Source organism: Arachnia propionica, assembly GCF_037055325.1.
In the GTDB taxonomy this organism is placed as follows: domain Bacteria; phylum Actinomycetota; class Actinomycetes; order Propionibacteriales; family Propionibacteriaceae; genus Arachnia.
Genome location: NZ_CP146373.1, coordinates 851637 through 863772 on the forward strand (window position 1 = coordinate 851637; position 12136 = coordinate 863772).

Consider the following 12136-nt stretch of genomic DNA (forward strand, 5'->3'; position numbering starts at 1 on the left):
GACGCGCTCCTCCCATCCAGACTTTCACTGTCGGTCCCGGATTTCCACCGGATCAACCTGTTGGCCCTGTTCGAGAAATGAGGGCCGCGAGGTTCGCGGACTGTCACCGCCGGTTCGGACTCTCACCGACCCCGGATGCGTCGGGAACACCCTATCCCATCCTTTTGGGAGCTGCATGGTCACTCCTTCGGTAGCTCACCCCAGAAAACCTGGTTGACCACCCGCGACGCGCGGCGCATGACCCGGATCGTGTCATCGACAAGCCTGGAACGCTGGCCCGGATCGTATCCTGCAAGTTCGGCAACAGCTGACTGCTCACGGTAGTCGACGGGTAGGGCATCGCCGGGCCGGCCGCGCACCAGCATGATGGCGTTGCGCACCCGGCTGACGTGCACCCATCCTTCCCGCAGGTCGGCGGCCTGTTCAGCGGTCAGCAGCTCGAGCCCTTCCGCCGCGTCAATGGCCTGGAGCGTGGAAGGTGTGCGCAAGGCGGACCGGGCACCAGCATGCTGCAGCTGGAGTAACTGGATGGTCCACTCCACATCCGACAAGCCACCAGAACCAAGTTTGAGGTGACGTTCCTTGTCCGTGCCGCGGGGAATACGTTCGTTTTCCATCCGCGATTTCAACCGGCGAATCTCTGCAACCTGCGCGGCGGTAAGACCTCCATCCGGGTACCGCAATCCCTCCACCCCCTCAAGCACCGCAGAGGCCAGTTCCTGCTCCCCTGCCGCGGGGCGGGCTCGCAGCAGCGCCTGCGCCTCCCAGGCGGAGGACCACCTTGCGTAGTAACTGAGGTAGGAGGACACGGTTCGCACAAGTGGCCCGCCCTTTCCCTCGGGACGCAGATCGGCGTCAACCACCATCGCCGGGTCCGGTCCGGGTTTTCCGACGAGATCGCAGGCCAGCCGAACGAGCCGGGCCGCTGCCGCCTGTTCTTCGACCCCGGAACCGTCGGGGAGGACGAACATCGCGTCAACATCAGATGCGTAGCCGAGCTCGCATCCCCCCCAACGCCCCATGCCGATCACCCCGATGGGAGGCGCCTCAACTTCTCGTCGGGCAAGTTCCAACGCTGCATCCAGCGTGGCACCTGCGAGATCGCTGAGCGCCAGACCCACTGTGGTGACATCAGCCGCACCCAGCACGTCGGCCAAGGCTATGCGGCACAGCTCGGATCGACGTAGCGCCCGGACCGATGCTACTGCTGCAGCCTTGTCCGAGGCCCGCTCGATATCCCGGCTCATGGATCTGGAGAGCAGATCCCGTGGCCGAAGCTCCAAATTCTCGCTGTGGGCGAGCATCTGCACCATCTCGGGTGCCCGCATCAGCAGATTGACCACGTAGCGACTGGAGGATGCGATGTGAGCCAGCCGCTGAGCCATCCATCCCTCGTCGCGAAGCGCCCGTAGGTACCAGGAGCTGGTGCCCAACGCCTCGGAAAGTTGCCTGAAGGCGAGCAGCCCATAATCGGGGTTCGGCCCCTCGGCGAACCAGCCCAGCATGGCTGGCATGAGTTGCCGCTGAATCTCAACCGCTCTCGTGGAACCGTTTGTCAGTGTCTGGATGTGCCCCAGGGCCGAACGGGCGTCCTCGAAACCGAGTATTCGCAGGCGCTCCTGGGCTGCATCCGTGGAAAGTCGTAGCTCTGCCGTAGGGATGGCAGACACGGCGTCAAGCAGGGGGGAGAAAAAGATGCGTTGCTGAAGTTTCTCAACTGCACGGGTGCTGCCACGCCACAAGTCCTTGACCTCATCGGGGGTTTTCCCGATGACACGGGCAAGATAAGTCCACCCCGATTCGTCTTCCGGCACCAGGTGGGTACGATGCATTCTGCGGAGCTGAACCCGATGCTCAAGAACTCTCTGGAACCGGTAGGCCCGGGCCATGTCGGCACCGTCATCGCGCCCGATATAGCCAAAAGCAACCAGGGCACGCAGCGCATCGAAGGTTCCACGTGCACGTACCCGCTCATCACCCCGTCCGTGAACGAGCTGTAGAAGTTGCACGGTGAACTCGGTGTCCCTCAACCCCCCGACACCGAGTTTGATTTCCCTATCGGCTTCCTTGGCAGGGATCAGGGAGATAACCCGGTTCCTCATGGCCCGCACATCCGGCAGAAATCCCGGGCGCTGTGCCGCTTCCCACACAAGCGGAGACACCATGTCGCAGAATGCCTGTCCTAAATCCAGGTCCCCGGCTGCAGGCCGCGCCTTCAGAAGGGCCTGGAACTCCCAGTTCTTCGCCCACTTGCCGTAGTAGATAGCGCAGGAAGCGATGCTGCGCACCAAGGGGCCAGCGTTTCCTTCGGGCCGCAGGGCAGCATCTATCGGCCAGATGGTGCCCTCCGATGTATGTGCCGAACAGATCCGGGCCATTGCGGCGCACACTTTTGCTCCCGCCCTCATAGCCTCATCGTGTTCACCGCCTTCGACGGGTTCCGCGATGTAGATCACATCGACATCCGAGATGTAGTTGAGTTCCTCTGCCCCTGCTTTTCCCATCGCGACCACTGCTATCCGCACCGAGGAGGAGCCAGAGACCTCAGCCCGCGCGCATTCAAGAGCACATTCAAGAACTGCGTCCGCAACGTGACTTAGTTCGGTCACGATGTCATCCACTATGGACAGAGGATCCTCGCTGGCTAGGTCTCTGACTGCGACCTGCACCAAAGCGGCATGATTCGCCCGGCGAAGCAGATCCGCGTCGATCTGACCGGATTCATCCATGGCCCGCGACCGGATGTATTCTCTCCAGCCTTCTCTCCGCGCCCCGGGAGCAGTTGCGAGCGCTTCGAGCTCCCCAGGATTCTTCACGAGAAAACGCGCGAGCACAGAGGATCCTCCGAGCACGAGCAGCACTCGGTCCAACCATTCCGGGGTGACCGCGATTCGCGCGAGCACTGCGGGGGCTCGTTCACCGATACCGACCATGCATTCCAGAGCCTGGTCCCTGTCAGCAGCCCGGGTGAACACGTGAAGAGGTACCGGAGGTTCGGAATCCAGCCGTGCACGCCAGTCCTGCCACGTCCTTGCAGCATTTCCGGGATGCTCGAAGCCACGTCTCGCGAACTCCCCCACCGTGGTACTAACCCTGTTCACATTTCCACCCTAACTGCCCTCACCACGCAGGCTCTGTCTAGGATTGCCGCATGTTCAGCGCCGACGAGAAGACCATCGCAGAGTTGCGGGATCTCCGCGAGTGCCTAGCCGCTGTGGACCCCACCGAAGCCACCGCCCTGGGCCTCGCCCTTGACGGCGAGTTGAATCGACGCGCCCCGGATCTGACAGGGGTTTTGTTGAAGGCGGCAGATTCTGCGGGCAGACACGGCCTGGCCTTGGGACGCATTTTGATGGCGGCCTGCTGTCGCGCTTTCTGCGCGAGGCTGAGCGAACTTCATCCAGGTGCCTCGATCGAGGTTCGGGTTCCTCCCTGGACCGCGGTTCAAGTTGGTTTCGGCGATGGCCCGAAACACACCCGGGGAACGCCTCCGAACGTGGTGGAGATGGAACCTTCAACCCTCCTGGGCCTGGCCACGGGGCGACTCTGCTGGGCAGAGGCCGAGGTGAAAGTCTCCGGCTCCCAAGCAGAGCGAGTGGCCGCAATATTCCCGATCACAGCACCTTGATGTGCCTCTCCACCTCCCACGGGGTGACCTGCCTGCGATAGGCCTCGAACTCGGCGCGTTTGTTCCGCATGAAGTAGTCGAAGACGTGCTCCCCGAGAGTCTCTGCAGCGAGTTCTGAGCCCTCCATCACCCGCAGCGCCTCGTCGAGGCTGCGTGGCAGGGACTTGACTCCCAACGACCGGCGTTCCTTCTCGGTCAACCGCCACACGGCGTCCTCGGTCTCCTCCAGCAACGGGTATTCGTTCTCGATCCCCGCCAACCCGGCGTTCAGCATGAGCGCGAAGGCCAGGTAGGGATTGCAGGCCGGGTCCGGAGCACGGTACTCGATACGGGCCGAACTCGCCTTGCCCGGCGAGAACTGCGGCACCCGGATCAGCGCGGACCGGTTGGCCCGACCCCAGCAGGCGCAGGTGGGCGCCTCCGAACCTCCCATGAGACGTTTGTAGGAGTTGACCCACTGGTTGGTCACGGCGGTGATTTCCGGGGCGTGCCTCAGCAGCCCTGCGACGAACTGCCGGGCCGTCTTGGACAACCGGTACTCGTCGGCGCCGTCGTGGAAGATGTTGGTGTCCCCCTCGAACAGTGACATGTGGGTGTGCATACCGGACCCTGCATGCTCCGAGAATGGTTTCGGCATGAATGTCGCGTGGATACCCTGGGAGACGGCCACCTCCCGGATCACCACTCGGAAGGTCATGATGTTGTCCGCCATGGTCAGGGCATCCGCGTAGCGAAGATCAATCTCGTGCTGCCCCGGCGACCCCTCATGATGGCTGAACTCTACGGAGATGCCCATCTGCTCCAACATTGTGATGGCGTCGCGTCTGAAATCGGTTCCGTCGCCGAGGGTGGTGTGATCGAAGTAGCCACCGTCGTCGAGGGGAACCGGCGGGTTGAGTTGGCCGAGCAGGAAGAACTCGATCTCCGGATGGATGTAGAAGGTGAACCCCAGGTCAGCAGCCTTCTTCAAGGCACGTTTCAACACGTGCCGAGGATCGGCGAAGCTCGGGGATCCATCCGGCAGCTGGATGTCGCACAACATCCGGGCTGTGCCACGATCCGTCTGCCGCCACGGCAGCACCTGGAAAGTTGACGGGTCCGGGCGAACAACCATGTCTGATTCGTAGACTCGAGCGAACCCCTCAATGGCCGAACCATCAAACCCAACTCCCTCTGCTATTGCTCCTTCAACCTCAGCGGGTGCGATGGCCACCGACTTCAGCGATCCCAGCACATCGGTGAACCAGAGGCGTACAAAACGAATGCCCCGTTCCTCCATCGAGCGCAGCACGAACTCTGTCTGCCTGTCCATGGCACTAGTGTGCCGCAGCCTTCCTCGCTTCAGGCGCTGAACCCGGCCGGAAACCCCGAAAGGTCATGTTCAAACGAACCCCCATAATGGGTTTCATGGCAACGCCCGGCTGGTACCCCGATCCCGATGGTTCCGACACCCCCCGCTACTGGAACGGCGAGAACTGGGAAGATTCCTTCAGGGAAAAGACCGACAGCCGTTCCGCTGCCCGGAGCAATGCCTGGATTTTCGGTGTGGGTGCACTCACGCTGCTGATTGTGGTTTCCGTGATCCTCTGGCAACCCTGGAAGAGCAACCCCTGGAGCGCCCCCACGGACAACAACTCGTCCCGCCCAACCGGTCGTCAGTGGGATGAGACCGTACCTTCCGAGTCCCCGACCTCCCCCCAACCCTCCGATGGCCAGGGCCGCCCCACCGCCTGCCCGATAGTCCGGACCTCCTCCTCTCCAACCCCGCAGAACAACTGGTTCTACTCCGGGGGCATCAGGTACCAGGGAGTTCCCGGCTGGAGGGTCAGTCAGGCAAGCTACATCGACTTCGCCTCGGAACGCTCCGGCCAGGACGACCATGTGACAGGTACCTGGGTGGCCGTGACCGCGATCGGACAATTGTCAAAGACGGACTACAGCGCCGACACCAGGACCGCGGCCAAGCAACTGACCAGTTGCCTATCAACCTCCTACTATTACCGCCACCTAGAGCGGGTAGAGATCCTAGAGGACAAGTCCTTCCGCACCACCGACGGAGTGGAGGGATGGATGATCAGAGCAAACTTCTGGAACGAACCCGGCTATTACGAAGTGCTCGGCGACGAGGCGGTGGTGGTCATCCTCGACCAGGGAGCAGCTAACACTGTCACCCTGTTCCACACCCAGGCGCCCATCGGCGACTCTGCCCGAAAGGAGATGGTCAAGAAAAGCCTGGATTCCCTGAGCCGCTCCTGAGAGAGTCTGGCGGCGAAACTTCTTTCATACGTTTACCCAGCAGTCTCCAACGCGCCCTCTACCATGGACCCCATGGCTGCTCCCCCCGGTTGGTATCCAGACCCACAGAATCCGCACCGCAAACGTTACTGGGACGGCGTCCGTTGGACCGTACACGTGCAGAACCCGCCAGCCACGCCAGCAACCTCATCGGCCACACCGCCCGAACCTCAACCGGGTTACCCGACACAACCGCAGACGTACTCTGAAACATCCGGTTACCCGAAGGGCCAACTCCAGCCGACCGCCACATCCTCATCGCCCAGAAACTCCCGGCACATCGTGTTGTGGATGGCTGTGGGCATGGTCATCACCTTGCTTATTGGAGGCAGTTTGCTGCTGCTGTTGAACAGACCACAGCCAGCAAACCAGCCCAACTCTCCCGCCTCACAGAGCACGACCTCGGGGGCCTCCGCCGGCACTCCGACAGCCCCTGAGGCATCGAGAAGTTCTGGCGCGGGAATTAAGGTGGGCGATGTGTTGCGCGGGGAGAACAACTGTCCGACAACTGCCAACGACGCCCAAGGGGAGCTGACCGAGGGGCGCATCACGTCGCCAGGAGGGCTCAGCTATCCAGCAGTACAGGGCTTCTCCCCGTCACCGGTCAACTACGGTTTCATCCACCAATCGAATTCGATGACGAAGAGCTATCCGGGTCGCGACGGACAGGCCGTCGTCACCGTCGGCGTCCTCAAGAAGGAGGATGGCTTCGACAGCGCCACAAGCAGCGCCGTGCGGGTCGTTCAATGCGTGATAGCCAGCCCAACCTTCTACAACAACAAACCCGCTGCCGAGGTGACCCGGATCACGGAAAACCGGGATGACGGCACCGTCGTGCTCCAGGTTCACGTGCCGGTCGAAAATGGCGCGGGCGACACACTTGCTGTGGCGATCTATCCAGAGAAGTCGCGCAAGCAGGTGGTCCTCTCGCTCGTTCCCCAGGACGATTCCGCAACCCTGGCGGCCGTCAACACCGCGCTGGCCGAACTCAGCCTGAACTCGTAAACACACCTCGCCGTCCCGGGATGGTGACTGCCCCAGCTCATAGGATGATGACCATGTCAGAACCAGGTTGGTACCCAGATCCACAGGACGATTCCCAAGAACGTTTCTGGAACGGCACCGAGTGGACAGAGCAAGTAAAGGCAGAGGAGGACGCCGCGGAGCGTCCCGTCTTAGTCCCATCGCCACATAGGAGGCAGAACAACGCGGTGTTATGGGGCGTCTTGGCGTTAGCACTCTGTCTGCTGGTCGGAAGCGGTTGGTGGTTGTCGACGAACGTCAACCAGAGCAGTTCCGCTCCGGAACCAACGTCTCCAGCCACTGGGCAGGCAACTTCATCGGCAGCCGGGAATGCAGCACCGATTGACCCGGCCCCCTCGTCGGTGGCTGACTCAACTTCCCCCGCTCCCTCCGCACCCCCAACAGCGCTGGGAGATGGACGCCCCCGCGGATCGGATGAGATCGAGAAGGATCTGGTCAGCGCCCAGAATCCTTTGGGTCTTCGGGCAGGTGGCTTCATAGCCGTCATCCCCGATTGCCCCGAGACTACGACGGCTGAGGACTCCGCTGGAGATCTCGGATCTGATGGGCGTATCACATCCGGCGCTGGCCTCAGCATTCCAGAGATCACCGGACTCAAAGTCAATCCCCAAAATAACCTGAGCGAGAAGTTTATTCATCAAGCAAATACGGCCGCGAAGAACTACCCTGGAATCGTGTCAAACGGCGACGAGATATTCGCCACAGCAACGGTTGGAACTCTGAGTGAGAGTGACGGATTCCAAGATGTGCTTCCTTCAGCACAGCGTGTCGTTGGTTGCGTAGCAGGAAAGAACCCTGAGTACAACACCTCTCCCGCTGAAATCATCGACATCCAATACAGGCCCGAAATCAATGCAGTATGGCTGACCGCCAAATTTTCCTTACAAGGCACCCCCAACATGAATTTCGAGCAGATCTCAGTGTTCACATGCCTGCGCGACGGAGTCATGCACATGGCATTGATTGATGTGACGGACTACACGCTGGAACAGCATCCAGAAGATTATGACGCGATCTGGACTGCATTCAAGGACATGAGGCTTCCCTCCTGACCGTTCGCTCACGGGTGGCGAGACTCCGCAGATCGCGTCACTATACTGTGGCCGCGTGAGTCGAGTAACCCCCCACCAGATCACCCCCCGCCTGGAAGTTCCGGCAGCGATCGCCCGGCCTCCATACGTCGGAAAACGAGCCCCGAAACGCTACGAGGGTGACGATGTCCAGCCCCCGGAGATCATCGAGGCGATGCGGGAGGCCGGGGCCATCGCCTGCGAGGCAATGCACGAGGCGGGCAAGGCGGTGCGTCCCGGGGTCAGCACCGATGAGCTGGATCGCATAGTCCACACCTACATTCTGGATCACGGCGCCTATCCGTCCACCCTTGGTTATCGGGGTTTTCCGAAATCCTGCTGCACATCGGTAAACGAGGTGATCTGCCACGGCATTCCAGATTTGCGGCCCCTTGAGGACGGCGACATCGTGAAGATCGACGTGACCGCCTACAAGAACGGGGTTCACGGCGACAATTGTCACACCTTCCTCTGCGGCGACGTGGACGAGGAATCACGACTTCTCACACAACGCACCCAAGAAGCCATGAACCGCGCCATCAAAGCGGTCAAACCAGGACGGTCTACTTCGGTGATCGGGCGCGTCATCGAGTCCTACGCGAAACGCTTCGGTTACGGCGTAGTGCGCGAGTACACCGGGCATGGCGTTCACACGGCCTTTCACTCGGGGCTAGTGATTCTTCACTACGACGAGCCCCGCTATTCCACCAGGATCCGTCCTGGGATGACTTTCACCATCGAGCCGATGCTGACCCTGGGTTCCCCTGAATCCGAGGTCTGGAGGGACGACTGGACTGTCGTCACCCTCGACGGCTCCCGCTGCGCCCAGTTCGAGCAGACCCTGGTGGTGACCGAGACTGGCGCCGAGATCATCACGGTTCCCCGCAGCTGACCATCCGGTCGTCTGCCGCATCAGTCGTCTGGGCCTCTCTGGAGGGTGTGTACGAGTTGAAGTACTCCCAGCAGAATCCCGGTCGCGATCAGAAGCACAGATGGGACACCTTTGAGCCAGGAAGATATCCTGGTGCCGTATTCCCTCTCTGCGCTTGCCCGCACTGATTGCCATAACGGTCAGCAGAATCACGCCACAGACCTGAGCGCCCCTAACGCTCGATGCCTCTCCCGACGCCTGCATCATCTGCCGGGATTCCTGCGACACCTTCTGCAATCCCTCGCATCGAATCCAAGCGACTCGAAAGGCTGGGCGAGGGTATGGGGGTGGCAACAAGGTTATGCTCTTTCCAAGGCCAGCGATCAGGGTGACGGGGCGAAGAAGGCGGCTCTGCAAACCTTATGTCCCCATAGCTCTGCAGTTCGAGGACAAGTCGGCCTTGCCCTCCGGGACCAACCCCGGTTTCGCCCTCGTTCCCGAGGCACAGAGGAGCCTGGATTCAGTGAGAACCGCCAAAGCAGCGAGGGGAAACAGCCAGCGGGCCGCCTTCTTCCATGTAGCTGGCCAGTACGGGAACAGATCACGCTCAACATGCACGGCCTCGCTCCCAAACGTACGACTTTCCTCGCTCCCGCGCGGTTCATCAATGCGCAATTCGCCCACGAACATGAAGAACAGCTGCCCTCTACGAAATGCCCGAATTATTTGGTTTTGACGGCTTAGCAGGTCGAGGCATGCCTGCTGCTGGCGGCGGGTGATTCAGCACCATCACAGACCGAAAGAGCAGCCACAGCGGCAAGAAGAACGAACGACACGACGTATACCCCTCCTATAAATTACTTTGCCGTCCAACCGCCACAGCTCTGCGATTGAAAATACTTGTCACTCGCTTTGATCGTGACGATGGTCGGCCCGTTGCCGTTGGCAATGATGCCGTCGAGTTCACCACTGGCATTGCTGAGCCGCGCCCAATAGCAGAGGTTGCCGCTCGCTTGGTAGGTGCCCGGTTGGACATCCTTCCCCACTTCGAACATGCCGTCCTCGAATGCGGTAGCCGGGGCGGGAGGCGCTGCGGTGACAGTGGTCACGACAGTCTCCGTTGCGGTAGGCGCAGGAGCGGTAGCGGACGCCTGCTCAGTAACGGTTGCAGTGACGGTGGATGTTGCAGTTGGTGTCGCAGTTGTCGCTTCACCGCCCTTGCGTCCGGCCTGTCCCATGGCGACTCCCACGACGAGACATGCGGCACCGATGAACCAGCGGCTCTTCCACCATGCGCCGCGGATCTTTGGGGTCGGCGCCATCTGGAAAGAGGCGGGTTGGGGCGCTGCGGGCGCGGTCATGACATCCTCCAAGAAAATATACAAAGATGACTATCATGTCATCCTATTGGTCGACAAAACCCATACTTATGACCGCGCGTCACGACACGCCGATGATTTATGGCAAACAACTTAGATGAGTAATTCCGATTAGATGTCAGGGATCACTTGACCGGAGCTCCAGATTTCCAGCCGTGTCAAGGGCCCTACGTCACGGGACGGTTCGGTGATCAACGCCGAGATCAGGCCACTTTGGCAGCAGAGTTGCTTACTGCATCCCGAAGCGCCGATCAGGTCAAAATACTTCCTGGCTGAGGTATTTGTGGGTGTAGTGGATCCAGCGCCGACCGCTGGCTACGCCGAGGAGCTACAGAGCACTATGAGCACCGCTTCGCCATGCCTACTTCGGCTATGACAAGAAACGTGGGGCGTCTGCTGTGACCGGCCTCGGACCCGGATCCGCCGCCCGGGCCGCGGAAGTGATTGACACACCGCCAAAAACCTCACCGCCCTGTGTCGCGCTGGAGATCTCTAAAGGTACGCCATCAGCCTGACATGGGCTTGGCTCTTCGCCTTGATCGTCACCGCTGAAGCTGTCGCGAGCGCGCATTTCGCACTCCAAACGTTCACGCCCTCGGAATTCGCACGTGAAGAGGATCGGGATGAGAGTTGACACGCAATATCAGCGTTGCTGGGATGGGCTTGCCCAAAGCTCCCACACACACCACCTCGATCGCTTCATGCGGGGCGAGTTCCAAGGTGTGTTCCGGGGCGTCGAAACGGAGCCTTATGAAATCGTCCGCGTTGACGATCTCCTCGATCACGACGCGCTCGTCGCGTTTGTTGGCCAAGTGCCACCTGTTTTCGCCGATGAGGAGCATCTCCAATGGTGGCCCTTGAAAGAGCGTCCGCATCTCTCGAAGTTCTGCGACCTGCTGGGACAGCTCGGCGGCTTGCTCTTTCGCGGCGTCGGCCTGTTCTTCGGCGGCTTCGACCTGTCGTTTTGCCAGCTGCGCCTGCTCCTCGGCCTTCTTGCGGGCTTCCTCGGCTTGCTGTTTCGCCTTTACTGACAGGTTCGACCTGTACCAAGCAATGCCAGCGCCAAGCAGGGAGAGGGCCGCGCAAATCGCCGAAATCCATTCCGCCATGCAGACAGTCTCCCACCCTGCTGCTGGCTGCACCCGCGGAAGTCATGAACGTGTCCGAAGTCGAAACCCGCGAACTGCTGGCCGCCGTCAGAAAGGCGAGCGAGCAGGCTCGTTCCACCCACGAAACCATGACAGCTGCTGCGGCTGCCCGCGCCGATGCCGTCCAGGCGGCAAAGGATGCCGGGCTGCCTCGGGAACAGATCGCGGAGACCTCAAGTACGCACCGGAACAGGCCGTAACAGGATCACCGGACAGACCTCTCACTAGACGCACCGCAATCCACTGACTTGTACCCTTGCAAGTCCTCAGCAAGACCCGACAAGGCTCTTCGCCGAGCCTTTCGGGGACGAGCCGGCCTGTAAGCCGGATTTTGTCTGACGGTGACCATCCATCTGAGGCCCGCCGTTGCCGGCGGGCTCCTGCAACCTACCCGGAAACCTCGCGCGAGCAGCGCTCGGACGGTTTCCGCGGCCAGCGGACTGGCCTTCTTGGTCTTGCTCCGGGTGGGGTTTACCGAGCTGCGCCGGTCACCCGGCGCACTGGTGGTCTCTTACACCACCGTTTCACCCTTACCCGGCCGTTGGGCCGGGCGGTCTGTTCTCTGTGGCACTGTCCCGCGGGTCGCCCCGGGTGGGTGTTACCCACCACCCTGCTCTGCGGAGTCCGGACTTTCCTCAGCCCGGTTTCCCGGGCCGCGATCACCCGGCCGACTCGTCCGGGCAGCAAGTCTAGCTTCCCCA

General features: G+C 61.3%; 11 protein-coding genes, 1 other RNA gene, 1 pseudogene and 1 riboswitch. Of the genes and pseudogenes, 8 read left to right on the plus strand and 5 right to left on the minus strand.

Annotation, left to right across the window (positions count from 1 at the left end):
- Positions 1–144, minus strand: a riboswitch (FMN riboswitch).
- Between the two features lie 35 nt (positions 145–179).
- Entirely contained in the window at positions 180–3101 is a 2922-nt protein-coding gene (locus V7R84_RS04015; RefSeq protein WP_338572285.1) for a bifunctional [glutamine synthetase] adenylyltransferase/[glutamine synthetase]-adenylyl-L-tyrosine phosphorylase, read from the minus strand.
- Between the two features lie 50 nt (positions 3102–3151).
- Between V7R84_RS04015 and V7R84_RS04020 the strand changes: the two genes are divergently transcribed.
- Positions 3152–3628: a sterol carrier family protein gene (locus V7R84_RS04020; protein ID WP_338572286.1), complete on the plus strand. Its 477-nt coding sequence runs from the start codon at positions 3152–3154 to the stop codon at positions 3626–3628.
- On the opposite strand, the gene V7R84_RS04025 is transcribed toward V7R84_RS04020, so the two are convergent.
- The gene (locus V7R84_RS04025; protein ID WP_338573817.1) at positions 3615–4907 is read right to left on the minus strand and encodes a glutamine synthetase family protein; all 1293 of its coding nucleotides are present in this window, start codon (positions 4905–4907) and stop codon (positions 3615–3617) included. The genes V7R84_RS04020 and V7R84_RS04025 overlap by 14 nt on opposite strands.
- A 128-nt stretch (positions 4908–5035) precedes the next feature.
- On the opposite strand from V7R84_RS04025, the gene V7R84_RS04030 reads away from it, so the two are divergent.
- The gene (locus tag V7R84_RS04030; protein ID WP_338572287.1) at positions 5036–5884 is read left to right on the plus strand and encodes a DUF2510 domain-containing protein; all 849 of its coding nucleotides are present in this window, start codon (positions 5036–5038) and stop codon (positions 5882–5884) included.
- 72 nt (positions 5885–5956) lie between these two features.
- Positions 5957–6055, plus strand: a pseudogene (locus V7R84_RS04035) (DUF2510 domain-containing protein); the annotation flags it as partial.
- An 86-nt stretch (positions 6056–6141) separates the two neighbouring features.
- Here V7R84_RS04035 and V7R84_RS04040 read toward each other — a convergent pair.
- Complete coding sequence (locus V7R84_RS04040; RefSeq protein ID WP_338573937.1) at positions 6142–6345, minus strand: hypothetical protein; 204 nt, start codon at positions 6343–6345, stop codon at positions 6142–6144.
- A gap of 46 nt (positions 6346–6391) precedes the next feature.
- Here V7R84_RS04040 and V7R84_RS04045 point away from each other — a divergent pair, with 46 nt between their 5' ends.
- Genes V7R84_RS04045 through map form a run of 3 tightly spaced genes read left to right on the plus strand, consistent with a single transcriptional unit; the run spans position 6392 to position 8929 of the window.
- Complete coding sequence (locus tag V7R84_RS04045) at positions 6392–6928, plus strand: hypothetical protein (protein ID WP_338573939.1); 537 nt, start codon at positions 6392–6394, stop codon at positions 6926–6928.
- Positions 6929–6981: 53 nt separating this feature from the next.
- On the plus strand, positions 6982–8019 hold the full coding sequence (locus V7R84_RS04050; RefSeq protein ID WP_338572289.1) for a DUF2510 domain-containing protein: 1038 nt from the start codon (positions 6982–6984) through the stop codon (positions 8017–8019).
- Between the two features lie 55 nt (positions 8020–8074).
- Entirely contained in the window at positions 8075–8929 is an 855-nt protein-coding gene (map, locus tag V7R84_RS04055) for a type I methionyl aminopeptidase (RefSeq protein WP_338572291.1), read from the plus strand.
- An 836-nt stretch (positions 8930–9765) separates the two neighbouring features.
- Here map and V7R84_RS04060 read toward each other — a convergent pair.
- Positions 9766–10269 (minus strand): hypothetical protein, encoded by a 504-nt coding sequence (locus tag V7R84_RS04060; RefSeq protein ID WP_338572294.1) that lies wholly within the window; start codon positions 10267–10269, stop codon positions 9766–9768.
- 641 nt (positions 10270–10910) lie between these two features.
- Here V7R84_RS04060 and V7R84_RS04065 point away from each other — a divergent pair.
- Both V7R84_RS04065 and V7R84_RS04070 read left to right on the plus strand, forming a co-directional pair.
- On the plus strand, positions 10911–11318 hold the full coding sequence (locus V7R84_RS04065) for a hypothetical protein (protein ID WP_338572296.1): 408 nt from the start codon (positions 10911–10913) through the stop codon (positions 11316–11318).
- A gap of 128 nt (positions 11319–11446) precedes the next feature.
- Positions 11447–11635, plus strand: a complete 189-nt coding sequence (locus V7R84_RS04070; protein ID WP_338572297.1) for a hypothetical protein — start codon at positions 11447–11449, stop codon at positions 11633–11635.
- A gap of 104 nt (positions 11636–11739) precedes the next feature.
- On the opposite strand, the gene rnpB is transcribed toward V7R84_RS04070, so the two are convergent.
- An RNA gene (rnpB, locus tag V7R84_RS04075) (RNase P RNA component class A) lies at positions 11740–12110 on the minus strand.
- Between the last annotated feature and the right edge of the window lie 26 nt (positions 12111–12136).